Below are 24,637 nucleotides of genomic sequence, written 5' to 3'. Positions count from 1 at the left end.
GCGTCTGCCTCTGCTTTTGCCTTAGCATCAGTATCTGCTTTTTTCTTGGCATCAGCGTCTGCTTTACGTTTTTCTTCAGCAGCCTTGGCTTTGGCATCTGTTTCAGCTTTTTTCTTGGCGTCAACGTCTGTTTTACGCTTTTCTTCCGCAGCTTTTGCCTTGGCATCTTGTTCAGCTTTCAACTTGGTTGCATTATCTGCCTTGGTTTTAGCGGCTAGATCAGCTTTACGTTTTGCTTCCTGTTCAGCCGCTTTTGTTTTTGCTATGGTATCTGCCTGACGTTTTTCTTCTGCCTGTTTGGCTTTTGCATCATTTTCAGCTTGTCGTTTTTGCTCCGCAGCTTTTGCTTTCGCCTCTGCATCGGCTTTACGTTTTTCTTCGGCAGCCTTGGCTTTGGCATCAGCTTCTGCACGTTGTTTTTGTGCGATAGCTTCTGCTTGCTTCTGTTGTTTTTCTACCTGTGCTTTTGCTTTGGCGGCTTCCTCAGCCTTACGTTTTTGTTCAGCCAACTTTGCCTGTTGCGCCTGTTCAGCTTTCTGCTTTTCGGCAGCAAGTTGCTGAGCAGTAGGTGGTGGAGGGGCAACAGGAAGATTTTCAGGCTGAGTTTCATCTACAATTGGACTTAATATTTCTTCTGCCTGATTTTCAGCCGCAGTTTCCTGTTCCACGGGTTTTGCCAATGGGGGGGGCAAGTCTTCTGGCTTGACTAAAATCGTGGTGATTTTTTTAGGCTGTTCAGGTGGTTTTCCCATTCCCAAATACAATAAGCCAACAATGGCAACGATATGAACACCGAGTGTAAAACCCAGTGCAATTGCATTTTGTTTAAAAGGTGGCTCTTGAAATTTTTTCATAACTTATTTTAGCGAATCAGTTAATAAACCAACCTGAGTTAGACCTGCTTCTTGTAAACTGGACATGAGTTCCACCACTTCACCATAAGGGCGAGATTTATCGCCATTCACCAAGACCATAAGCTGTTTATTGTCTTGTTCAGCCTGTTTCTGGGCATCACTTAAAATGCTTTCAAGCTGCTCATGTGTTAGTGGTTCAGTGCCTTTATTATGTTGATATTGCAGATAAATATTACCATCCTTGCCAATGGTGACCATTGCAGGCATATCTTTAGATTCAATTGGATTGTTATTGGCTTGAGGTAAATCCACTTTAATTCCACTGGTAATCATGGGTGCAGTGACCATAAAAATCACCAGAAGTACCAGCATGACATCAATATATGGCACGACATTCATGTCACTTTTCAGCGGCTTCTTGATGCGTTCAAAACGTCCAGATCGTTGAATCGCCATTATGCATCTTCCTGTGTCGTTCCAATTGCTTGACGCTGTAACAGGGCAACCATTTCTTCGGCAAACAGGGCACGGTCTGAATAAATTGCTTCACCTTTTGCGGTGAAATGGTTAAAAGCAAGTACCGCAGGAATGGCAGCAAACAAGCCAATCGCAGTTGCAATCAATGCCTCTGCAATACCAGGTGCCACAGTCGCCAATGTCACCTGATCCACAGCAGCCAGACCAATAAAGGCATTCATAATGCCCCAGACTGTACCAAACAGGCCGATATAAGGCGCAACAGAACCAATACTTGCCAATGCGCCTAGACCTTGCTCCAATCCGCCCTGATCACGGCTTAAGCCAACACGAAGAATACGTTCAGTTCCCTCAATGGTCTGGTTGGTGTCAGCCTTACGTTTTTGCAGTTTAAAAAATTCACCCAAACCCTGATAAAAAATATCTTCCAAGCCACGACGTTTAGAGTTGAGCTGGGCGTTGTTGTATAGGGTATTCAGTTCGGCACCTGACCAGAACATTTTTTGAAAATGCTCATCATCCTGCGCTGCCTTTTTAAAGCCCATATATAGTTTGGCAATCAAATACCAGCTGAAAATTGACGCTAGTAATAAGATCAACATGACCAATTGAACGACTGGGCTGGCTTGTAAAATCAGGTCAGAAATGTGCAGGGAAGATTCTAAATTTGTTGCCATAAGTTGAGTGCCGAAAGTTTATTTTTAGTCCTGTGCCAATTCTTTTTGAATCAGGTCACGAATTTCATCAGGAAGTCTGCGTGGCATCAAGTCCTTGTTTAAACATGCCAACGTAACCTCACCTGAAGCCAGCAAGATTTCACCACGATAAATATTTTGTTGCAACACAAATGACGCGGCTTTACACGAAATAACACGTGCTGTAACGGTAATTAAATCATCCATTAATATAGGGCGTACATATTTGACCTGAATCTGGTGGACAACAAAGCTGTAATCCTTTTGATGCCAATAGTGTGCAATCCCCGTGGAGCGTAGCCATTCTGTACGGGCACGCTCCATAAAACGGATGTGGTTGGCATGGTAGACAATCCCGCCTGCATCTGTATCTTCGATATATACACGAATATTAAATTCAAAATGATTGGCCATGATGACGTCCTTATACAAAACTCTCCTGAATATTCAAGAGAGTTGGAAGAAATTTAAACTTATGTTTCTGGCGGAGTTAACCCAAACTGTAAATAAGCCATGTTGGTCGCAATTCGACCACGTGCGGTACGCATCACATAACCTTGTTGAATCAAATATGGCTCAATCACATCTTCAAGTGTTCCACTATCTTCTGCCATCGCGGCTGCTAAAGCTTCAACACCTGTTGGACGACCTTCAAAACGCTCAAGTAACATGCTGAGATAACGGCGATCCAGTGTATCCAAACCTGCCTTATCCACATTCAGCATATCCAAGGCACGTTGGGCCATATCCTGAGTCACTTCACCTGTACCCTTGACTTGGGCATAGTCACGAACTCGACGTAACAGACGGTTGGCAATACGAGGTGTACCACGAGAACGGCGAGCAATTTCCATTGCACCATCATCTGTCATGAGTACATCCATCAAACGTGCAGAACGCCCAACGATATAAGTCAAATCCTTAACAGAATAGAATTCTAAACGTTGCACAATCCCAAAGCGGTCACGTAAGGGTGAGGTGAGCAGGCCAGCACGGGTAGTGGCTGCAACCAGTGTAAATGGAGGTAAGTCCAGTTTAATTGAACGGGCAGCGGGGCCTTCGCCAATCATGATATCCAGTTGGTAATCTTCCATCGCTGGATAAAGAATTTCTTCAATTACTGGGGAAAGGCGGTGGATTTCATCAATAAAAAGAACATCGCCCTCTTCAAGATTGGTGAGCATTGCGGCCAAATCGCCTGCACGTTCCAACACAGGGCCAGAAGTTGATTTTAAATTACCGCCCATTTCCCGAGCGATAATATTGGCCAGTGTAGTTTTACCTAAACCAGGTGGACCAAAAATTAGAGTATGATCGAGTGCTTCACCACGTCCACGTGCGGCACCAATGAAGATTTCCATTTGCTCACGGACTACAGGCTGCCCAATATAGTCCGTCAATGAAGTTGGGCGAATTGCACGATCAAAATGATCTTCTGGTTTTTCTGTTCCGCTAATAAGACGATCTTGCATATAGGTATTACTTCATCATGGATTTAAGTGCCGCACGAATAATATCGGCAGATTCTGTATACTCTGCCTTAACGGCTGCAACCGCTTTTTGTGCTTCAGCAGGTTTATAGCCGAGTGACTGCAATGCTGCTTCGGCTTCAGCAACAGGTGAGTTTGCCATAAACTGGATTTGAGCCGTGGTTGGGCTTGCATTGCTACTACTGGTTGACTGTGCCAATGCCTTGAAACGATCTCGTAATTCAATCATCAAGCGTTCAGCAGTTTTCTTACCAACCCCAGGAACCTTGATCAGGGTGTTGATGTCATCGTGTTCAATGGTATGAATCAATAGCTCAACACTTAATGTGGATAATATTCCCAAAGCCATTTTAGGACCGACACCATTCACTTTCAGCAAAGTGCGAAAAATGGTTTTTTCCTGCGCATCGTTAAAGCCATAGAGTTGCTGGGCATCTTCACGGACCACCAAGTGCGTCCATAATGTCACTTTCTGGCCCTTTTGTAATTGGCAAAATGTCGAAAGTGGTGTGTCTATTTCATAGCCAACACCATTCACATTGAGTAAAACTGTTGGGGCTTCCAAGGCAAACACTTCGCCAATTAAACATCCGATCATTGAGTCATTTTCACTTATTTATTAATGGTTGAATAGTAGAGGCCATTTGCTCTAAACGCAAAATGGCTTTTCATATTTATTTGTGATTTCGCGTGGATTTTATTCAAATCAATCAAAATAAAATAGCCTGAATAAATCTTATTTCTTAGAAGAACCCAACTTTATTGCCTTGTAACTCTTGCGCTAAACTATAAGCTTGATGGTCAGAAAACTTACTAATAATATCCAGAACTTGCATAATATTATGGTAATGGTTGTTCTGGAAATGTGCGCCCGAATGTTGCAATATTGACATCAAACGCTGTTCCTTAAAGCTGAGGGCTTTATGTGGCATGGTCAATGGTACGAAAGCATCTAAAATCGTCTGTAAACTTTGATGCGCAATGATTTCCAGACCTGATTTTTGTGGATGCTCAAAAATCCGATCTTTGGCAAGATTCTTGGCAGTTTGAATACCTGCCTCAATATCAGGTGAACAATATTGAAGTAAACTGCCTTGAAGCTGTCCTGTCAGGATTTCATACTGATATTTGGCAAAAGCGGTGGTGACTTCGTCGACCAGACGTTTCATCACACGGCCACGCAGGGCAGCGATTTTTTGTTGCCATGTGGTATGTGGTAAATGCAGCTCTTCTGGATAGCCATAATCCACAATCAGGTTCAGGAAAATAGGCTCAACTTCGGCATAATTCAGCATGTTGAGGATGATGCCATCTTCCAGATCAATCAATGCATAGCAAATATCATCGGCTGCTTCCAATAAATAAGTGAGTGGATGACGGCAATAATGATATTCGCCCAACTGAATTAGTCCGAGTTGCTCGGCAATTTGTTTTAAAATTTCTTTTTCAGATTGATAGCAACCAAACTTGGCTCGCTTATGTGACGGAATATCACCTTGTTCCTCAATGGTTTTGGAAAGCCATGGATATTTTAAATAAGCCCCCAATGTGGCATAGGTTAGACGCATACCACCATCGTCAGGATGATAGTCAATACGGCTTAACAAACGAAGTCCTTGCGCATTACCCTCAAATTGACGGACATCGGCTGCTTCTTCTGGCGTGAGTTTAGTTAAAAAGTCCCGATGTGAGGCATCATCAAACCATTCACGAATCGCATATTCACCTGCATGACCAAAAGGTGGATTGCCAATGTCATGGGCCAAACAGGCTGCCTGAATAATCGCACCGACATCCGCAGGGGAAATCCACATGGGTAGTTCATCTTTAATCTTCTCCGCAGCCAGCATGCCCAGAGAGCGGCCAATACAGGAAACCTCAAGCGAATGGGTAAGGCGGGTATGGATACCATCATGTTGAGTGAGTGGGTGAACCTGTGTTTTTCTATTCAGTTGACGAAAGCTTTGGGAAAATATAATTCTGTCGTAATCTTTGTGGAATGGGCTTCGGGCCAATTCTGTACTGCTTTTTTTACTGCCTAAACGAATTGCGGAAAGCAATTCCAACCAACGCATTTGTTCCATTGATTATTATTCACTATGAGTTCAGCTTTATCATGCCAAAAAAAAGATGAAAGCACTAGGGTAGGGCGACACAAGTTGTCTTTGGATCATGAAGTGAATCAGAATTCTATATTTCATCTATCTTGGTAATTAAAGTTGGGCGGCGTAGAAAAAGAGTCCCAGACTGGAAATGTGATGCACTCTACAAAGCAAATGAATTGTTACGAATATGGAAAAGCGATAAAGCGAGAAGAAATTAAATGACTTGGCATAGAAAACTCTGATTTTTAAGATGGATATGGCTAGCTGAAAGCAGGCTTTCACAGTAGAATATGCGCTCTCTCATAAGTCACATTGCGGTAGGTTGGTTAGACCTGCCCGTGGAGCCAAAGTCAGCATGTTTATCGTGGCCGGTGCAGCAGCACATTCTTCTTTTAAGAAAGCTCAACTCTTAAACCGTTTAGCGTCAATGAGTTCTGTTCAATCTTTTGACAGCCAATGGGTCTATTTGTTTGATCAAGCGCTCAACGAGCAGCAACATCAATCGGCATTACAATTGTTAAACGATGGTCAATCTTTTGAACTTCGCCAGGCTGCAAGTGATGAGATCCAGATTTTAGTGACACCACGTGTTGGCACAATTTCGCCTTGGTCATCTAAAGCAACCGATATTTTCCAGAACTGCAATACCCCAATTCACCGCTTAGAGCGTGGTCTGTTATTTACATTAAAAGGTGTAAATGAGATTTCGAACGAAGTGAAATTGGCCTTACATGACCGTATGACAGAAACTGTTTTTGCTCAAATTGATGATGCAAAAGCATTATTTACTGAAACAGCACCAAAACCATTGAACTCAATTGATATTTTAGGTCAAGGGAAACAAGCGTTAGTCAAAGCCAACAATGAGTTTGGCTTTGCTTTATCTGAGCAGGAAATTGATTACTTAACCGAAGCATTTACCAAGCTTGGTCGTAATCCAAATGACATCGAATTGATGATGTTTGCTCAAGCAAACTCTGAGCATTGTCGTCATAAAATCTTTGGTTCTGAATGGACAATTGATGGTGAAAAACAGCCATTATCCTTGTTCCAAATGATTAAAAATACCTATAAAGAATCGCCTACTGATGTGTTATCTGCTTATAAAGATAATGCATCTGTGATCGTGGGTTATGACACCATGCGTTTTTATCCAAAAGCGGATGAAAATGGTCATTATGTGTATAAATATAAGAGCCAAGCTGCCCACATTTTAATGAAAGTGGAAACCCATAACCACCCAACCGCAATTTCTCCATTTGCGGGAGCTGCAACAGGTTCGGGCGGTGAAATCCGTGATGAAGGTGCAACAGGTCGTGGTGGTAAACCAAAAGCAGGTCTAACTGGCTTTACCGTTTCAAACTTAAATATTCCAGGTTTTGAACAGCCTTGGGAAGAAAATTACGGTAAACCGAGCCGTATGGCATCACCACTTCAAATTATGATTGAAGGTCCTTTAGGTGGCGCTGCGTTTAACAACGAATTTGGTCGCCCTGCATTAAATGGTTATTTCCGTACCTTTGAACAGAATGTCAATGGTGAAGTGAAAGGTTTCCATAAACCAATTATGATCGCTGGTGGTTACGGTAACATTCGTCCTGATCATGTAGAAAAAGATGCAATCCAACCAGGTGACTTGCTCATTGTATTGGGTGGTCCTGCCATGTTAATCGGTCTTGGTGGTGGTGCTGCATCTTCTGTCGATAGCGGAACCATGGGTGAGAGCTTAGACTTTGCTTCAGTACAACGTGAAAACCCAGAAATGGAACGCCGTTGCCAAGAGGTGATTGATACCTGCTGGCGCTTAGAAGATTTTAACCCAATCGTATCTGTACATGATGTCGGTGCGGGTGGTTTATCCAATGCGATGCCTGAACTTGTGAATGATCATGAGTTAGGTGCTATATTGAACCTTCGTAAGATTCCATCTTTAGAGCCAGGCATGAGCCCGATGGAAATCTGGTCAAATGAAGCGCAAGAGCGTTATGTACTTGCAATCCGCCCAGAATCTTTAGAACAGTTTGAAGAAATTTGTGCCCGTGAGCGTTGCCCGTTTGCGGTACTCGGTGAGGCGACTGAAGCGCGTCACTTAACGGTTGAAGATCCTTTGTTTGAAAACAAGCCTGTCGATATTCCAATGCAGGTGATCTTAGGCGGTACGCCACGTATGCAACGTTCATATGAAACGATTGAACGTACGGGTAACGACTTTGATGCTGCGAAAGTTGATTTGAAAGATGCGATTTTCCGTGTATTGAAAAACCCAACTGTTGCATCTAAATCATTCCTGATCACCATTGGTGACCGCTCCATTACTGGTATGGTTGCACGTGATCAAATGGTTGGCCGTTGGCAGGTGCCTGTCGCAGATGCAGCGGTAACGACGACAAGCTTGCAAGGCTTCACGGGTGAAGCGATGGCAATGGGCGAACGTCCACCTGTGGCATTGTTAAATCCTGCGGCATCGGCTCGTTTAGCGGTTGCGGAAGCGATTACCAATATTGCTTGTGCCAACATCGAACAAATCAGCGATATCAAACTTTCTGCAAACTGGATGGCAGCGGCAGGTCAAAAAGGTGAAGACCAAGCTTTGTTTGAAGGTGTGAAAGCGATTGGTATGGAAATGTGTCCTGCATTGGGTATCGCAATTCCAGTCGGTAAAGATTCACTTTCAATGCGCACGACTTGGAATGACGGCGAAGATAAAGCGGTGACTTCACCAATGACAGGCGTGATCACTGCATTTGCCCCAGTGTTAGATGTTCGTAAAACATTAACCCCTGAACTCAAAAATCTTACAGATTCAGTCTTAGTTCGTATCGACTTATCGAAAGGTCAGTTCCGTTTAGGTGGTTCGATCCTTGCACAAGTGTACAAAGCGATTGGTTCTGTGACACCTGATGTTGATAGTTTTGATGACTTCAAAGCATTCTTTGCCTTGATTCAAGACTGGAACAATCGTGGTGTGATCAAGGCTTACCATGACATCGGTGATGGCGGTTTATTGGCGACTGTTGCTGAAATGATGTTTGCTTCACGCTTAGGTGTAACATTAGAAAATCAATCAACAGAAAGCTTATTTGCTGAAGAAATTGGTGCAGTACTGCAAATTACTGCTGCTGATTGGGCGCAGTTAGAAGTTGAAGTTGCAGCGTCGAGCCTGAAAGATACAATCGCGGTTGTGGGAAGTGTCAATACAACAGATCAATTGGTTGTCAATGGTTTAACGCTTGAGCGTGCTGAATTACAACAGGCGTGGGCAGAAGTGTCACATCAAATTCAGCGCCTACGTGACAACGTTGAAACGGCTGATCAAGAATTTGCTTTAATTGCAGATAAAAACCACAAAGGTTTAATTGCTCAAGCAACTTATGATTTAAATGAGCCAGTAGAAGCGCCATTTATCAATACACGCCGTCCAAACATGGCCATCTTGCGTGAGCAAGGTGTGAACGGTCATGTTGAAATGGCAGCTGCTTTTGACAAAGTCGGCTTCAATACCATCGATGTACACATGAGTGACTTGCTTGCAGGTCGTGTGAGCTTAAGTGACTTCGAAGGTTTAGTGGCTTGTGGTGGCTTCTCATACGGTGACGTAATGGGCGCTGGTGGTGGCTGGGCGAAATCAGTATTGTTCAATGCCAAGTTACGTGACCAGTTTGAGCAGTTCTTCCATCGTGAGAGCACTTTCAGCTTAGGCGTATGTAACGGCTGTCAAATGATGTCGCAACTTGCACCATTGATTCCAGGTGCAGAGCATTGGGGCCGTTTCCATCGTAATACCTCAGAAGTCTTTGAAGCGCGTGCGGTCAACGTTCGTGTAGAAAAATCAGTTTCGGTATTGCTTGAAGATATGCAAGGTTCGATTTTACCAATCGCCGTGGCGCATGGTGAAGGGCGTTTAGTTGCAAATACGCAGCAATTGGCTGCTTTAAATGCTGAAAACCAAGTGATTTTGCGTTATGTGGATAGTTTGGGGAATCCAACGCAGCACTATCCATTGAACCCGAATGGTTCACCTGAAGCGATTACAGGTTTAACATCTAAAGATGGTCGTGCAACCGTGATGATGCCACATCCAGAGCGTAACTTCCGTGCCTTACAGCACTCTTGGAAGCCTGAAGACTGGGCCGAAGATGGGGCATGGTTACGAATGTTCCGTAATGCACGTAAATTTATTGGTTAATATAAATCAAGAAATAAGCCACCATCAGGTGGCTTATTTTATTGTTAGATTCAATATAAAATAACGATGAATGAAACAAGAACAATGAAATCAAAAAGAATATGCTAAAACTTATTTATTACGTGCCTGAATCTCACCTTGAATCAACCAAACTTGCTATCTTTGAAGCAGGAGCAGGTGGTATTGGTAATTATGAGCACTGTGCTTGGCAAGTGAAAGGCATAGGGCAGTTTAAGCCCATTCAAGGTGCAAATCCATTTTTAGGGCAGTTGGATGAACTGGAACAGCTTGAGGAATGGCGGGTAGAAACCATTGTTACAGAAGAAAAGGCAAGTACGGTTGCAAAAGCTTTAAAGGCAAGCCATCCTTATGAAGAGCCTGCCTTTGAGTTTATTCAAATATTAGATATTGAATAATTTTTTAGACTTTTTGAATAAATAAATCACGGTCAAAACGATATTGCGGGAAAAACACACCATCTGTAGCACGCTCACCAGCACCAATCACCATGACAGGATATTGTTGATCATTGAGTTTCAGGATTTTACGAACCAAAGGTTCATCAAAACCTTCCATCATACAACTATCAAAACCATAGGCACGTAATGCCAATACAAGGTTTTCACAGGCTAAAGCTGTGGTTTTAGTTGCCCATAATTTGGCATCGGCAGGGTTAAATGCAGTTACAGGAAGTTGTTTATCAAGTGTGCGGGCTACTTTAAATGCAACTTTTTTAAAGTTACCTAATGCATTGAAATAACCAGTTTTATAGTTGTACGGAATAAAGCGGTAATATTTTTGTACCATTGCAGGGGCTTCAGGAAATGGAAATTCACTAATATTGCGTTTTGCCATTTCATCAACACGATCTGTACGCGCTACGCATACGATCAATTCTGAGGCAGTTTTAGCAGCAAGTTGTCCTAAACACGCTTTAACCAGTTGCTTTTTCTTACTCGGATTTTGCACCACATAGAATGTCCAAGGCTGTAAGTTTGATGAATTGGGTGCAAGCAACGCCAAATCTAAGCATTCATCTAAAATTTCACTTGGAATCGGTTTATCCGTGAACTTGCGTACTGAACGACGGCTTTCAATCACCTTACGGAAATTGTCAACATCAATGTCCTGTGGCGCGGCTTCGTAATAACGTTTCTTTTCAGTTTGTGTGTGTTCTGACATGAGGAAAGTGTCATCCTAAAGTTATTTTATATTTAAATTGGGACGTTCAATAAAAAAACCACCTCGATTTTGCAATGAAGTGGTTTTTTTCATTAATGAGTGATTACCTCATTAATTGAACTGGGAAAAATCAGGTTTACGCTTTTGCATAAATGCCTGTACCGCTTCCATCATTTCAGGTGAGCGGACACGTTGCATAAAGATTTCAGCTTCTTCATCGACACAAGCAATAATTTCAGCTAAGTCTTTTTTCATGAGCGCTTTGCTTTGTTTTAGAGATGCTAAAGGTAATGCTGCTAAATGTTGAGCGGTTTGTTGAGCTGTTGCATAGGGATCTTCAACAACGTCATTTACAAGATTTGCTTTTACTGCTGTTGCAGCATCAAATTTCTTCGCTGTGAATAATAATTCAGCCGCTTTTTGATAGCCTGCTTGTTTGACCAATAAACGACTCGCAGCACCTTCTGGAGAAAGACCAAGGCTCACGAATGGAATTTGGAATAGGGCAGTATTGTCTGCAAATACGATATCAGCATGTAATAAGATTGTTACACCAATACCAATTGCAACACCTTTCACTGCGATAATGAGTGGCTTAGAAAAACGAGCCGCAGCTTTTAATAATACAAATGGAGGTTGATCACCCGCTTTGCCTTCATATGGCTTTTGCATAAAGCCCATGAAGTCTTTCATGTCATTACCCGCAGTAAAATCTTGTTCTGCACCACGTAAAATCACAACACGTACATCTTTATTTGTATCGGCTTCATCTAATGCTTTTGCAATCCATAGATAAAGTTCGCCGTAAAGTGCATTCTTTGCTTCTGAACGGTTAATGGCTAAGGTGAGTACGCCATCTTCTAAATTTGCTTGCAAATGTTGATGAGGTTGTTGAATACAGCTAAGTGTCATCGTACTATCCTTGCTTTAATCCAGATTGATTTTTTAAGTGCTCTCATTATGTCGCATATTTGCGTTACATGGTGCAACTGATGAGTTCACAAAAAGTGAAATTACGCCTATGTACACATTTGACTATCTTGTTTTTATTGGACGCTTTCAGCCTTTTCATTTGGCACATCTACAAACGATTGAAATTGCGTTGCAGCAAAGTCAGCATGTGATATTGGCATTAGGTTCAGCACAATCAGAACGGAATATCAAAAATCCATTTTTAGCCCATGAACGTGAGCAAATGATTCTTGCCAATTTCCCTGAGGATGAGCAAAAACGGATTCACTTTGTCCATGTAGTCGATGTGTATAACGATGAAAAATGGGTTAAACAGGTTAAAGATTTAGTCAATAAAGTGGTTCAGCCAAATGCAAAAGTAGGTTTGATTGGTCACTTCAAAGATGAATCTTCGTATTATTTAGCTTTATTTCCAGAATGGGAAATGGTTGAGTTAGATAGCTTAAAGGATTCAATTTCAGCCACGCCTATGCGAGAAGCCTATTATCGAGGTGAGATTCAAACTGAATTTTTCCCTAAAGGCACAGTCTATTTTCTTGAAGAATTTCAAAAAACATCAACTTACCAGACCTTACAACAAAAGTTTAATGCCAATGACCGTTCCAATATTGAGGCATCATCAGGTAGGGAGATTAAGCATCTTCCCAAAAGATGATTCGGTTTGAAAATGGATCGGTGATACTGAGTTCCAGAGTTTCCCAGTCTATTTTTTCAATTTTGGGGGTAGTGAATGTACCAGACTGGATCATGCTTCCTCTTAACGAACACCAAATTGTTGCACCCAGTATGCCTTGGGTTTTTCCGATTCATCAAAGCTACAGGCAACTGCGTAATCGGTAAATTTTGACTGCATCAGGTTGCTGCAATGCACAGGGCTGCTGCCCCAGGTTGCCATGACTTCATCCAGATTCTTTTGGCCCCGTGCCACATTCTCACCGCCACCACGTGTTTTAACCTGATACAGTTGAAGACGTGACCTTAAATTCAAGCCTGTGCTACTGCTATGACCCAGAAAATTATGTTCCGCCATATCCTGTGCGTGGGCAAGAGAACTCCTATGCAGACCGCTATTCCATCTCAGCGGTGCCACAGCAGCAAAATATTGTTGCCCACATTGACGTGGATGTTGCCGAATTTCATTAATCGCATTCATGATGACCTGCTGATAGGCTGGATTCTGTAAATCCTGACAGCTTATTTCCAGGGCGGGTTTTTGAATTTGGCGAACGGGCGTAGCAATATCCTGTGGCATTGTGGTTGAACTCGCCCCACATGTTGAGATAAAAAGATAAAAAGGCAACGAGATAAATACCTTGAACTGACTCATTTAAATGCCTTTGGTTGAATTATTTTAACGTTTTTATCATACCCCAAGCCCAAACAGGCGAGCAATTTTTCCTCAATAAAAAAGCAAGTGAAACTTGCCTCTTGTATTCAGGGTTTACGAAGCTGCCTGTAGTGTTTTTAAATCTTCAAGCACCTGTTCGGCATGTCCCGTCGCTTTTACTTTTCTATAACTTTTAACTAGTTGTTTATTATGGAAAATAAAGGTAGAGCGTTCAATCCCTATCACCTGTTTGCCATACATATTTTTTTCCTTAATCACATCGAAGTGCTTACAAAGCACTTCTTCCTTATCGCTAATCAGGTCAATGGTCAGTGCCTGTTTTTCGGTAAAGTTCTGGTGTGCCTTGACTGAATCGCGGGATACACCAATGATCTTACAGTTCAATCCATCAAACTGGTCTTTTAGGCAGGAAAAGCCAACCGCCTGGGTTGTACAGCCAGGGGTTGAATCTTTTGGGTAAAAATATAATACCAGCCATTCATTTGTGAGTTCGGCTAGGTTGATTTCGCCCTGAGTGGCTGGAAAGGTTTGATTGGGTAGCTGGATCTGTTCAGACATTTTGTATCCTTTGCCAAAGCTAAATTTGATCTGATTCAAGGGCTAAAAAAACATATTCTTCATCATAAACAATATTTCCATGACGTACAGGAATAGCTTTGTTAAAAATCCGCCCCCTCAATCACAGTGGTATGGAATTCTCCCCCTTTTTCAGCATAAAGGAAAGTTTAACAGAACCTACAAAAAAGCCTGCATAAATGCAGGCCTTGTTTACAACAGCGCAGGATTATTTTTTAGGTGCCTGTTGCTGGGCAGCTTCCATTGCTTCCTGAGTCAATTTTTCTAGCTTGGTGACAAGTGGTGCGCCTAGGCAAGCCTGTAAATCCTTATTCTGTTGCTGTACAAAGGCAAGGGAGCTTGGGCTTTTCTTGGCATTGATTGCACTTTGAATTTCCCATTTTTGTGCTTCAGTTACTTTGCCCTGTGCCTCAATATTACAAGAACAGAATTTGCTGACTTCTGCCGCTGTCAGTTTTCCACCCTTTGTGGTCTGGTCTTTACACACATTGATCAATGCAGATTTGACATTGGTACTTTTATACGCAGCTTTGAGTGGATTCTCATCCGCAGCATGGGTTGCCGTTGCAAGTAGGGCAGCCGCTGACATCATGGTGGAAAGAATAAGATTTGATTTAAAAAACTTCATATATTGTACCTAATTATAACCCTATATCGTCTATTCGGTATAACGTGTAGGATCCGCAATACCTGCTTCGATAAAACCTTGTTGACGTAAACGGCAACTGTCGCATTTGCCACACGCACGTCCTTGAGCATCTGCCTGATAGCAGGATACCGTTTGACTATAGTCTACGCCATGTTCGATACCTAAGCGTATAATATTCGCTTTGGATAAATGTAACAAAGGTGTTTCAATTTTCAGGGGTTTTCCTTCCACACCCGCTTTTGTTGCCAAACGCGCAAGATTGGCAAATGCATCAATAAACTCAGGACGACAGTCAGGATATCCTGAATAATCAACGGCATTGACCCCAATCACGATGGCTTCGGCATCAAAAACCTCAGCGGCGGCAAGCGCATAGGACAGGAAAATTGTGTTACGTGCAGGAACATAAGTTACAGGAATACCTTCCTGTAATTGTTCTGGTACATCAATGTTATGGTCTGTAAGTGCTGAACCACCTAAATTGCCAAGATCAATATTAATGACGCGGTGCTCAACACCTGCTCGTTGTGCAAGTGCCTTAGCTGCATCAAGCTCAGTTGTAGAGCGTTGACCATACATAAAACTAATGGCGATACAGTCATAGTTTGCTTGTGCCCAAGCGAGACATGTTGTCGAGTCTAAGCCGCCAGACAATAATACGATGGCACGGGAACGCATATTATTTTCCATGATTCAACCTAAATATATTTAATGAAAGCAAGTTCGAAAATGAACCGATTTTGAACTGTTTAGCGACCAGATTCATCATTCCATAACAGCTTATGTAACTGTAATTGGAAGCGAACAGGGAGATGGTCATCTAAAATCCACTGTGCCAGGTCACGCGCAAGAGCAGGCAGGACAGCCGCACCTTTTTCAACGGCAAAGGCAGGGGAGAACCAAACGGTACTGACCTTATCCTGCAATTGAAAATTGATCAACTGTTGCTTCGACCATTCATAATCCTCACGATTACAAATCACAAACTTAATTTGGTCGTGCTGGGTTAAATAGTCAAGATTGGTTAGTAGATTACGATGGTCTTCTTTTGATGTCGGTGTCTTTAAATCCAGCACTTTGGAAACACGTGGCTCTACCTTTGAAACATCTAACGCACCACTGGTTTCAAGCGACACCTGAAAACCCAGGTCACACAGGCGCTGTAATAGTATTAAGCAATTCGGTTGTGCTAGTGGCTCACCACCTGTGACGCAGATATAAGGCGTTTTATGCTGGCTTGCTGTTTCAATGATGTGTTCAAGTGACAGACGTTCACCGCCCTCAAATGAATAGGTGGTATCACAATAACTGCAACGTAATGGGCAACCTGTCAGGCGAATAAAAACGGTAGGTAAACCAAAAGTGTTCGCTTCGCCTTGCAAGGAATAAAAAATCTCGGTAATGCGTAAACCAGCCGCAGGATCGGAGACAGGAATTGCAGAAGAACGTAAGGAAGCCATAGATTCAGAACCACACCATATAAAAGAACAAAATCCCTACAACCATGACTGATTGTAGAGACGAAAAATAACGGGGTTAGAGTTGCTTAGTCAGCGCGTAACAAGTCATTCAAGCTGGTTTTTGCACGTGTTTTTGCATCCACTTTTTTCACGATAATCGCGGCATAAAGGCTGTAGGTACCACACTTAGATGGCAGACTGCCCGCAACAACCACAGAACCTGCTGGTACTCGACCATAATGAATCTCGCCAGTTTCACGGTCATAGATCTTAGTCGATTGACCGATGAATACGCCCATAGAGATTACAGAGCCTTCACCAACAATTACGCCTTCTACAATTTCAGAACGCGCGCCGATGAAGCAGTTGTCTTCAATGATGGTTGGATTCGCCTGTAATGGTTCTAATACACCGCCAATACCTACACCACCAGATAAATGTACATTTTTACCAATTTGCGCACATGAACCAACAGTTGCCCATGTATCTACCATGGTACCTTCGTCAACATACGCACCGATATTGACATAAGACGGCATTAATACGACATTTTTCGCTTGGAAGCTACCACGACGCGCAACCGCAGGAGGAACAACACGCACGCCAGCTGCTTTAAACTGCTCTTCAGTCCAACCTGAGTATTTGGTTGCCACCTTGTCATAGAACTGTAGGTCACATGCTTCGATTGGCTGGTTGTCATTCAGTTTGAATGAAAGTAAAACGGCTTTTTTTAACCACTGGTGAACAACCCACTCACCATCAATCTTTTCAGCCACACGAAGTGTACCGTTGTCTAAACCAGTTAATGCTTCCTCAACGGCTTGACGAATTTCTGTAGGGCAGTCCGCTGCGCTATAGTTGGCACGGTCTTCAAATGCTTGCTCAATGATCGTAGAAAGCTGAGACATGATCTTCCTTCATCCAAAAAAAATTTTAAAGATTTTACACTAATTTGATCGAAGAATCTTTGAAAAAAGTCGTTACAATAAAGTGTTTTAAAATTAAGCAATAAAATTGTAATAAATTCGGATTTAATTGTTTTTTATACATTATTTTGAAATATATAATTATTCTGAATTTGTAACAAAAAATAACAAAAAGTAATCAGTTTCTGTATAAAAAGATATGAATCATTATTGTAATATAAAACCACGGTAACAATTATATTTAAGAAAAGTATTTTTTAAGGAGACTTCGATGAAAACTTTACGCGTTATGTTAGCGGCTGGTGTATTAACAGCAATTGCAGGTACTGCTTTTGCAGATGAGCAAATTGTTAAAGAATCAGCTTATGGATTACCTTCTTACTTAGCTCCAGTTTCAGTTCGTGCTGAAGTTGGTACGACTGGTTATGGTGGTGCGATTTCTTACCGTGTCAATCCATACGTTGGTGTAACTTTAGGTTATAACGGCGGTGATATTTCTTGGTCTGATGATCTCTCTATCAATGGCTCCAAATATGATCTAGATATGGATAATAACCTGACATATTTAAATGCTGAACTTTATCCATGGGGCGCAAGTGAGAGTTTAGCGCGTTCGCTATATGTTGCGGCAGGTGTGGCATATATCGATAATGAATACAAATTGGATCGCCGTATTTCTCAAGGCCGTAACTTTACGATTAACAAAACAGACTTCAACGCTGACTCAAATATTCATTTGAAAGGTGATATGAAGTATGACAACGATATCGCACCATATTTAGGTTTTGGTTTTGCACCACAAGTCTATAAAAATATTGGTGTATTTGGTGAGGTAGGTGCTTACTATACTGGCAATCCAACAGCAACTTTACAAAACGTAAATGGTGGTACAGCTACTAATGGTAGCGGTGCTAGCTTGAATGATGAAATTGCGAAAGAAGAACGCAATATTGAAAACAAAAGTAAATATGAGTGGATGCCAGTTGCAAAAGTGGGTGTGAGCTTTAGCTTCTAAACCATTTAAAAAAGAACGGGCTTTATGCCCGTTTTTTTATGCTCTAAATTTTTAGAAGAAAAGATTCAAAGATGAGTTTCTATGATTACTCTTCAGGATAAGCAACCTTTTTTAACGCCTTGATATCTGTTTTAGGCGAGCATAACGAGATAAATTCATAACCATAACCACGCAGTAAATGACCTTTGCGAACTGCGATCCAAGTGGTATTGGCACCAAAAATATCGGTTTTGATCTGTTGCAGACGATAATCCCGCTCAGCATCATAGGCGACATCATTGACAATACCTACGCCCATATTCAGTTCAACATAGGTCTTGATGACATCGGCATCAAGTGCAGACATCACAATGTCAGCATGCAGTTGCGCATCTTCAAAAGCTTTGTCAATCTTGGAACGCCCTGTAAAACCGCCATGATAGGTAATTAACGGATATTCCGCCAAGACCTCAAGGCTAATTTTGTCCAATTTGGCCAATGGGTGATCTTTAGGTGTAATGATACTATGATGCCATTCATAATAAGGCACGCTTGCAAGATTTTCCTCTGTGGTTAATGATTCCGTTGCGATGCCAATATCCGCCTCGCCCTGAAGTAGCATTTCTGCAATTTCTACTGGACTGGCCTGTTGTAAGACCAAGTGAACCTTTGGAAATAATTTCTTGAACTGATTTACAATCGGTGGAAGTATATAACGTGCCTGAGTATGGGTGGTGGCAATGGTCAGTGTTCCTTCATCTACCTTGTTAAAGTCATCGGCAAGACGCTTGATATTGTCTGCATCGACCAGCATCCGTTCAACAATACTCAATAATGATTGGCCTGGTTCAGTGAGCCCCAGTAAACGCTTGCCTTTACGCACAAACAATTGTACGCCGAGTTCATCTTCTAAATCTTTAATGTGTTTACTGACACCTGACTGGGAGGTATAAAGTGCCGCAGACGCTTCGGTTAAATTAAAGTTTTGACGAACAGTTTCCCGAATAATTCTGAGTTGTTGAAAGTTCATAAATATTTTTCCACATAAAAGGTGGGGAACAACTAAAGTTCAGTAGGGAAGTTTAGTGTTCCTCCATATATTATTTTAAGCCACTTGCGTTGTTTGGTCTGCAAATAAGTGCAGTTGAGCCGCGCTAATCCAAACGGTCTGATTTGGCTTGAATTGATGTAAATTCGCTTCTTCTACACTTAATAAAATTTCGATGTTACGTCCACTGCGATCTTGTAATTCAGCAATGACTTTACCAGCAATCCAGACTTCACGTAGAAACGTTGCCTCAATGGTATTGGGCTGTGGTTGTGCATGAATATGTAGTTCATTTGGTCGTGCAAAGGCGATCACTTTGCCTTGCGGTGCATCTAAGGTATTTGGAAGCTGAATACGATCATCACCAATGTGGATGGTCCCGCCGCTGTGTTCCCCCTCAAAACGATTGGCTTGACCTAAAAAGTCAAATACAAACGGTGTAGCGGGTTTTTCATACACTTCACGTGGTGAACCAATTTGTTCAACATCACCTTTGTTCATCACAATGATTTGATCGGCAACTTCCAGCGCCTCTTCCTGATCATGGGTCACAAAGATGGAAGTGATATGTAGTTCATCATGCAGGGTACGCAACCAGCGGCGTAGTTCCTTACGCACTTTGGCATCTAGTGCGCCAAACGGTTCATCCAGTAATAAGACACGGGGTTCAACTGCTAAAGCACGGGCTAAGGCGATCCGTTGACGTTGACCACCCGAAAGTTGGGCAGGGTAACGGTCAGCCAGAAATCTCAATTGCACCAAGTCCAATAAACGAGTCACACGTTTTTTAATTTCAGCTTCTGTTGGACGGGTGGCACGTGGGCGCACGCGTAAACCAAAAGCGATATTATCAAACACAGTCATGTGGCGGAACAGAGCATAATGCTGGAACACAAAACCGACCTGACGCTCACGCACATGGATGTTGGTGGCATCTTCACCCTCAAGCAAGACCTGACCGCCATCCGCAGATTCAAGTCCTGCGATGATGCGTAACAGTGTGGTTTTACCGCAGCCAGATGGACCCAGCAATGCAACCAGTTCACCCTCAGGAAAGTCTAGGGAGATGTTTTTTAGCGCATGGAATGCACCAAAGTGTTTTTCAATATTTTTAACTTGAATACTCATGTGTTCATTCCTTATGTATTTGGCTGATGTTCGTTGGCTTGGTCTTGACGGATTTCTAACCATGTTTTCAAAATCAGGGTAATAATCGCTAAAAATGCCAGTAATGAAGACACAGCAAATGCAGCACTAAAGGTATATTCGTTATAAAGAATCTCAACGTGTAACGGTAAGGTATTGGTTTGGCCACGAATATGTCCTGACACCACCGATACCGCACCAAACTCACCCATTGCACGGGCATTACATAGAATCACACCGTAAATCAGACCCCATTTAATATTTGGCAGGGTCACTTTCCAAAAGGTTTGCCAGCCTGAAGCACCCAAAACAATCGCAGCTTCTTCTTCCTCTGTGCCTTGCGCTTCCATGAGTGGAATCAGTTCACGTGCAACAAAAGGAACGGTAATAAAAATGGTCGCCAATACAATTGCGGGAACGGCATATAGAATCTTGATGTCATGATCCATTAACCAGCCACCAATCCAGCCTTGTGTACCGAAAATCAACACCAGCATTAAACCTGCAATGACAGGGGAAACCGAAAACGGCATATCAATAATGGTGGTGAGGATGGCCTTGCCACGGAATTGAAACTTAGCCACTGCCCATGCCGCGGCAACCCCGAATACCACATTGATTGGAACGGCAATTGCAGCGGTTAATAAAGTCAGCTTCACCGCAGACAGGGTATCTGAATCGGTCAAGGCATTGATATACACTTCAATCCCTTGTTTAAACGCTTCTACAAACACCAGAATCAGCGGCAAAATCAGGCAGCTCAGAAAGAAAATCATTGCCACGGTGATCAGCGTATAACGTACCCAGGTCGGTTCACGGGTTGCATCGCGGGTCTGTAACTTGAGTGCCAATGCATTGCTATTGTTATTTAAGCTCATTGTGCAACTCTTCCTGTACGGCGGCTTGCCCATGCCTGTAATAAGTTAATTAAAAATAGGATGGCAAAGGAGAGAACCAGCATCACCACGGCAATGGTGGTTGCACCTGCATAATCATATTCTTCCAGACGGGAAATAATCATCAATGGTGCAATCTCGGTCTTATATGGCATATTCCCTGCGATGAAAATAACTGAACCATATTCACCAACACCACGGGCAAATGCCAGCGCAAAACCTGTCAGTAATGCAGGGAATAAAATTGGCAGAATCACCTTACTAATGGTTTGCCAGCGATTTGCGCCCAGTGCAGAAGCCGCTTCTTCAAGCTCCGTTTCAATGTCGCTGAGTACAGGTTGTACGGTACGCACCACAAAAGGCAGGCCAATAAAGATCAGGGCAAGGGTAATACCCAGCGGGGTATAGGCCACATGAATACCTAAAGGTTCAAGATATTGTCCAATCCAGCCATTTTTTGCATACAGTGAGGTGAGGGCAATACCTGCAACCGCAGTGGGTAACGCAAAAGGAAGATCTACCAGTGCATCGACAATTCTTTTGCCTGGAAAGCTATAACGTACCAAGCACCATGCCAGTAATAAGCCAAAAATCACATTGACTGTGGCGGCAATCAGGGCAGCACTAAAGCTTAGTTGTAGAGACTTTAAAATTCGTTCAGAAGTTAAGATTTCCCATAATCCGTCCCATCCAATCCCAAAAGATTTGATAAACACAGCAGATAAAGGAATAAGCACAATGAAAGACACGTAAGCGAGGGTAAAGCCTAAAGAGAGACCAAACCCAGACAGCACTCGGGAACGCTGCGACATGATATTTCCTCAAGATGAGAGATGCTTGCTAAAGACCAGTAAGCAAATAAATAACGCGAAAACTAAAGGTATGAAGAGCTGAGCTTAGGCAAATTTCAGGTTAAAATTTGCCTGACTCATTCGGTTTACAGGCTGCATCTTTTTTTCGGGCAGCATGTAATTGAGGATTTCAGGAAAAGGACCAAACCCAGATGCCACATTGATATGACCAACCTGACCCAGATTAATCGGAGTGAGTTTCCATGCCTGTGCAAGCTGTAACGCATCGACATAACCCAGCCATGGATCATTTTCACTAATCAATAATGTGGTCGGCACATCAATGCTGAGCTGATGAAAATATTGCTTGTAGACCGTCAGACTATGACGGGCAAAGCCACTTTCACCAAAACGGGCAGGGTTGGCAGGTGCCACCAGAATCAGGTTTTTCACCTTTGCCCTGAGTTCAGGATGTTCAGCAAGAGCCGCAACACTGGTCAGGCAACCAAAACTGTGTGCAACGATTTGCACAGGCGATTTAATTGCTGCAACTGTTTTGACAAACTGGGCAACCCATTCATTTAATACTGGTCGGTCCCAGTGTTTTTGCTGCACACGAGAACTAGACACGAGTTGCTGTTGTAACCACGACTGCCAATGTTGTGCTTCACTGCCACCAACACCAGGAACAATGACTGTATGAACCATGTCTATTCTCCTTCTTAACTTCCCCCTTGCGCTGTTATCAACTACAGCGCAAGGAGAGTTTATTATTTGCCTGTACTATTGGTCTTAACGATCTGGTCAAAAATACCGCCGTTGTCAAAGTGGGTTTTTTGTACCTTGGTCCAGCCACCAAACTCTTTATCAATTGTCACAAGCTTCAGAGGCTTAAAAGTGGTGCTATATTTCTTTAAAACAGCTGCGTTGCGAGGACGGTAGAAGTTACGCGCTGCAATTTCCTGACCCGCTGGTGAATAGAGATAGTTCAGGTAACCACGGGCAATTTGCAGGTTGCCTTTCTTCTCGGCATTTTTCTCAACCACGGCCACAGGTGGCTCAGCAAGAATTGAAAGTGATGGAGTCACAATTTCAAACTTGCCTGGCTGCTCACGTACGGCAAGGAATGCTTCATTTTCCCAAGCCAGCAACACGTCACCGATGCCACGTTCAGCAAAGGTCGTGGTTGAACCACGGGCACCTGAATCAAGCACCTTGGTTTGTTTATAAATCTGGCGTACGAATTCCTGTGCCTTGGCATCATTACCACCTTTCTGGTGTTTTGCCCAAGCCCATGCTGCCAAATAGTTCCAGCGCGCACCACCTGAAGTTTTAGGGTTCGGGGTAATGATTTCTACACCTGGTTTAACCAGGTCGCCCCAATCTTTAATCTGTTTAGGGTTGTCTTTACGCACAAGGAAAACGATGGTTGAGGTATAAGGTGTTGAGTTATTTGGCAGTTTCTTCTGCCAGTCTGCTGGAAGCAATTTTGCATTTTCAGCAATTTCATCAATATCTGCTGCAAGGGCAAGTGTCACCACATCAGCATTTAAGCCATCAATCACGGCACGGGCCTGTTTGCCTGAACCACCATGGGATTGTTTGAAGTCAATGTCCTGACCTGTACGCTGTTTCCAGAAAGCACCAAACTGCTTGTTGAAATCGGTATAAAGCTCGCGGGTTGGGTCATAAGAGACATTTAAAAACTCTTGTGCTGCAAAAGAAGACACTGAGAGTAATGCGGCAATGACACCAACTTTTAACTGAGATAAACGCATGAAAAACCCCTTGAAACTAAATGAATGTTTGGAATATGGATGCAGCATAACGCCAGTTTTTTTGCAAAAAAAATAATTAAAAACGAATTTGATATGAAAAAAATGCAATTGCATAAAATAGATAAGCTATGCTGAATTATTGATAAATAATAAATTTTTATTTCACTGCTTAAGTTGGTATAATTATTTAAAATCAAAGAGTTATTTATTGTTAATCATGTGGACTATTTGGGTTGAAAGGTGTTTGAATCATGCAATGCTATAAAAATGGACAATTCATTGATTCTATTCCTTTACTTGATCGGGCATTTCACTATGGAGATGGCTGCTTTACCACAGCACGTATTTTTCAGGAAAATTTTGAACTAAAAGAATTGCACTTTGCACGTTTAAAACTAGCTTGCCAGAACCTGAGTCTGGATGCTGATTTATCTCAAATTGAAAAATCAATCGAGCAGTTGCAACAACAGCATTCAAGCTTAAACGGCACCTTAAAGATCGTGATTAGTCGTGGAGAGGGAAACCGTGGCTATAGCTTGCCTTTGCATCCCGCCGATATTTACCTTTGGTATTATCCAGCCACATTGCAGGCTTTCCAGCCTGAATGGATTGCCAGTGGCATGCTAAATCGTGCTTTGGGCCTGACCATGCCGAATCTGGTGGGCTTAAAAACCCTGAACCGTTTGGAACAGGTGTTATTGAAACAGGAAGCAGACCAGCAGGGTTGGCTTGAGGCATTGGTCAGTGATGTACAGGGTTATATTGTTGAAGGCGTGAGCAGTAATTGTTTTATTCGTATAAATGGACGGTGGATTACGCCAGAACTTCGTTATAATGGCGTGCACGGTGTCATGCGGGCAACTATCCTGTCGCGAATGCAGCAATCACAGATTGAATGTGAGCAACGCTATATTGGAATAGATGAGCTTGGGCAGATTCAAAGCCTATTTTTCTGTAATGCCTTGCACCCGATGAAAGCGGTTGTTCGATTTCATGATCGAGCTTTAGAGCAACAACCTTGTCTTGATTTATTTAAAACTTTAAAACTGAACCAGATTGATTAA

Annotated in this window: 26 protein-coding genes and 2 pseudogenes; 5 read left to right on the top strand and 23 right to left on the bottom strand. The window is 42.6% G+C overall.

Going from position 1 to position 24,637, the window contains the following annotated elements; genetic code table 11:
* The 7 genes from tolA to F972_RS09130 form a co-directional block, all read right to left on the bottom strand.
* The coding region (gene tolA / locus F972_RS16290; RefSeq protein ID WP_004769587.1) for a cell envelope integrity protein TolA at positions 1-854 on the bottom strand (854 nt) is incomplete at its 3' end.
* A gap of 3 nt (positions 855-857) precedes the next feature.
* Positions 858-1,310 (bottom strand): protein TolR, encoded by a 453-nt coding sequence (gene tolR, locus F972_RS09155; RefSeq protein ID WP_004682678.1) that lies wholly within the window; start codon positions 1,308-1,310, stop codon positions 858-860.
* Positions 1,310-2,008 (bottom strand): protein TolQ, encoded by a 699-nt coding sequence (gene tolQ / locus F972_RS09150; protein WP_004682677.1) that lies wholly within the window; start codon positions 2,006-2,008, stop codon positions 1,310-1,312. Before tolQ ends, tolR begins: the two co-directional genes overlap by 1 nt.
* 24 nt (positions 2,009-2,032) lie before the next feature.
* Positions 2,033-2,440 (bottom strand): tol-pal system-associated acyl-CoA thioesterase, encoded by a 408-nt coding sequence (gene ybgC, locus F972_RS09145; RefSeq protein ID WP_004676848.1) that lies wholly within the window; start codon positions 2,438-2,440, stop codon positions 2,033-2,035.
* A 59-nt stretch (positions 2,441-2,499) separates the two neighbouring features.
* Complete coding sequence (ruvB, locus tag F972_RS09140) at positions 2,500-3,498, bottom strand: Holliday junction branch migration DNA helicase RuvB (RefSeq protein WP_004769586.1); 999 nt, start codon at positions 3,496-3,498, stop codon at positions 2,500-2,502.
* A 7-nt stretch (positions 3,499-3,505) separates the two neighbouring features.
* Positions 3,506-4,114, bottom strand: coding sequence for a Holliday junction branch migration protein RuvA (gene ruvA / locus F972_RS09135; protein WP_004769585.1), 609 nt, complete (start codon positions 4,112-4,114; stop codon positions 3,506-3,508).
* A gap of 145 nt (positions 4,115-4,259) precedes the next feature.
* Positions 4,260-5,600: a deoxyguanosinetriphosphate triphosphohydrolase gene (locus F972_RS09130; RefSeq protein WP_004676853.1), complete on the bottom strand. Its 1,341-nt coding sequence runs from the start codon at positions 5,598-5,600 to the stop codon at positions 4,260-4,262.
* A gap of 376 nt (positions 5,601-5,976) precedes the next feature.
* Between F972_RS09130 and purL the strand changes: the two genes are divergently transcribed.
* The gene (purL, locus tag F972_RS09125; protein ID WP_004682674.1) at positions 5,977-9,807 is read left to right on the top strand and encodes a phosphoribosylformylglycinamidine synthase; all 3,831 of its coding nucleotides are present in this window, start codon (positions 5,977-5,979) and stop codon (positions 9,805-9,807) included.
* 101 nt (positions 9,808-9,908) lie between these two features.
* Positions 9,909-10,223: a YqfO family protein gene (locus F972_RS09120; RefSeq protein ID WP_004769584.1), complete on the top strand. Its 315-nt coding sequence runs from the start codon at positions 9,909-9,911 to the stop codon at positions 10,221-10,223.
* Positions 10,224-10,227: 4 nt separating this feature from the next.
* Here F972_RS09120 and F972_RS09115 read toward each other — a convergent pair whose 3' ends face one another.
* Entirely contained in the window at positions 10,228-10,989 is a 762-nt protein-coding gene (locus tag F972_RS09115; protein ID WP_004682672.1) for a nitroreductase family protein, read from the bottom strand.
* A 111-nt stretch (positions 10,990-11,100) separates the two neighbouring features.
* Entirely contained in the window at positions 11,101-11,901 is an 801-nt protein-coding gene (locus F972_RS09110) for an enoyl-CoA hydratase-related protein (RefSeq protein ID WP_004769583.1), read from the bottom strand.
* A gap of 109 nt (positions 11,902-12,010) precedes the next feature.
* Here F972_RS09110 and F972_RS09105 point away from each other — a divergent pair, with 109 nt between their 5' ends.
* Positions 12,011-12,616: a nicotinate-nicotinamide nucleotide adenylyltransferase gene (locus F972_RS09105; RefSeq protein WP_004676866.1), complete on the top strand. Its 606-nt coding sequence runs from the start codon at positions 12,011-12,013 to the stop codon at positions 12,614-12,616.
* Here the strand turns inward: F972_RS09105 and F972_RS16110 are convergent.
* From F972_RS16110 to dapD, 8 genes and pseudogenes are all read right to left on the bottom strand, one after another.
* Positions 12,594-12,692, bottom strand: a pseudogene (locus F972_RS16110) (glyoxalase/bleomycin resistance/extradiol dioxygenase family protein); the annotation flags it as partial. The gene F972_RS09105 and the pseudogene F972_RS16110 overlap by 23 nt on opposite strands.
* A 26-nt stretch (positions 12,693-12,718) precedes the next feature.
* The gene (locus F972_RS09100; RefSeq protein WP_004757678.1) at positions 12,719-13,288 is read right to left on the bottom strand and encodes a CAP domain-containing protein; all 570 of its coding nucleotides are present in this window, start codon (positions 13,286-13,288) and stop codon (positions 12,719-12,721) included.
* 114 nt (positions 13,289-13,402) lie between these two features.
* On the bottom strand, positions 13,403-13,867 hold the full coding sequence (locus tag F972_RS09095; RefSeq protein WP_004757680.1) for a peroxiredoxin: 465 nt from the start codon (positions 13,865-13,867) through the stop codon (positions 13,403-13,405).
* Between the two features lie 19 nt (positions 13,868-13,886).
* Positions 13,887-14,016: pseudogene (locus tag F972_RS15395) on the bottom strand (ATPase); the annotation flags it as partial.
* Positions 14,017-14,093: 77 nt separating this feature from the next.
* A complete protein-coding gene (locus F972_RS09090; RefSeq protein ID WP_004769582.1) occupies positions 14,094-14,513 on the bottom strand; it encodes a hypothetical protein in 420 nt (139 codons plus the stop codon).
* 30 nt (positions 14,514-14,543) lie between these two features.
* A complete protein-coding gene (gene queC / locus F972_RS09085) occupies positions 14,544-15,212 on the bottom strand; it encodes a 7-cyano-7-deazaguanine synthase QueC (RefSeq protein WP_212749517.1) in 669 nt (222 codons plus the stop codon).
* A 71-nt stretch (positions 15,213-15,283) separates the two neighbouring features.
* Positions 15,284-15,994: a 7-carboxy-7-deazaguanine synthase QueE gene (gene queE / locus F972_RS09080; protein WP_004682666.1), complete on the bottom strand. Its 711-nt coding sequence runs from the start codon at positions 15,992-15,994 to the stop codon at positions 15,284-15,286.
* Between the two features lie 86 nt (positions 15,995-16,080).
* Entirely contained in the window at positions 16,081-16,902 is an 822-nt protein-coding gene (gene dapD / locus F972_RS09075) for a 2,3,4,5-tetrahydropyridine-2,6-dicarboxylate N-succinyltransferase (RefSeq protein WP_004682665.1), read from the bottom strand.
* 289 nt (positions 16,903-17,191) lie between these two features.
* On the opposite strand from dapD, the gene carO reads away from it, so the two are divergent.
* Positions 17,192-17,935: an ornithine uptake porin CarO gene (gene carO, locus F972_RS09070; protein ID WP_004682664.1), complete on the top strand. Its 744-nt coding sequence runs from the start codon at positions 17,192-17,194 to the stop codon at positions 17,933-17,935.
* Between the two features lie 85 nt (positions 17,936-18,020).
* Here the strand turns inward: carO and F972_RS09065 are convergent, their stop codons facing one another.
* The 6 genes from F972_RS09065 to F972_RS09040 all read right to left on the bottom strand — a co-directional run bounded on the left by F972_RS09065 (position 18,021) and on the right by F972_RS09040 (position 23,573).
* Positions 18,021-18,944, bottom strand: a complete 924-nt coding sequence (locus F972_RS09065; RefSeq protein WP_004682663.1) for a CysB family HTH-type transcriptional regulator — start codon at positions 18,942-18,944, stop codon at positions 18,021-18,023.
* Positions 18,945-19,019: 75 nt separating this feature from the next.
* Positions 19,020-20,090, bottom strand: a complete 1,071-nt coding sequence (locus F972_RS09060) for a sulfate/molybdate ABC transporter ATP-binding protein (protein WP_004682661.1) — start codon at positions 20,088-20,090, stop codon at positions 19,020-19,022.
* A gap of 11 nt (positions 20,091-20,101) precedes the next feature.
* A complete protein-coding gene (gene cysW / locus F972_RS09055) occupies positions 20,102-20,986 on the bottom strand; it encodes a sulfate ABC transporter permease subunit CysW (RefSeq protein ID WP_004682660.1) in 885 nt (294 codons plus the stop codon).
* Positions 20,983-21,816, bottom strand: a complete 834-nt coding sequence (cysT, locus tag F972_RS09050) for a sulfate ABC transporter permease subunit CysT (RefSeq protein ID WP_004682659.1) — start codon at positions 21,814-21,816, stop codon at positions 20,983-20,985. Before cysT ends, cysW begins: the two co-directional genes overlap by 4 nt.
* An 84-nt stretch (positions 21,817-21,900) precedes the next feature.
* Positions 21,901-22,503: an RBBP9/YdeN family alpha/beta hydrolase gene (locus F972_RS09045; protein WP_004682658.1), complete on the bottom strand. Its 603-nt coding sequence runs from the start codon at positions 22,501-22,503 to the stop codon at positions 21,901-21,903.
* Positions 22,504-22,565: 62 nt separating this feature from the next.
* Entirely contained in the window at positions 22,566-23,573 is a 1,008-nt protein-coding gene (locus F972_RS09040) for a sulfate ABC transporter substrate-binding protein (protein WP_004682657.1), read from the bottom strand.
* 251 nt (positions 23,574-23,824) lie between these two features.
* Here F972_RS09040 and pabC point away from each other — a divergent pair, with 251 nt between their 5' ends.
* On the top strand, positions 23,825-24,637 hold the full coding sequence (gene pabC, locus F972_RS09035; RefSeq protein WP_004682656.1) for an aminodeoxychorismate lyase: 813 nt from the start codon (positions 23,825-23,827) through the stop codon (positions 24,635-24,637).

It is taken from the genome of Acinetobacter sp. CIP 102529 (assembly GCF_000368325.1).
Classification (GTDB): domain Bacteria; phylum Pseudomonadota; class Gammaproteobacteria; order Pseudomonadales; family Moraxellaceae; genus Acinetobacter; species Acinetobacter parvus.
Note: the sequence above shows the minus strand (reverse complement) of the source record. Positions and strands in the feature narration are given on the sequence as shown.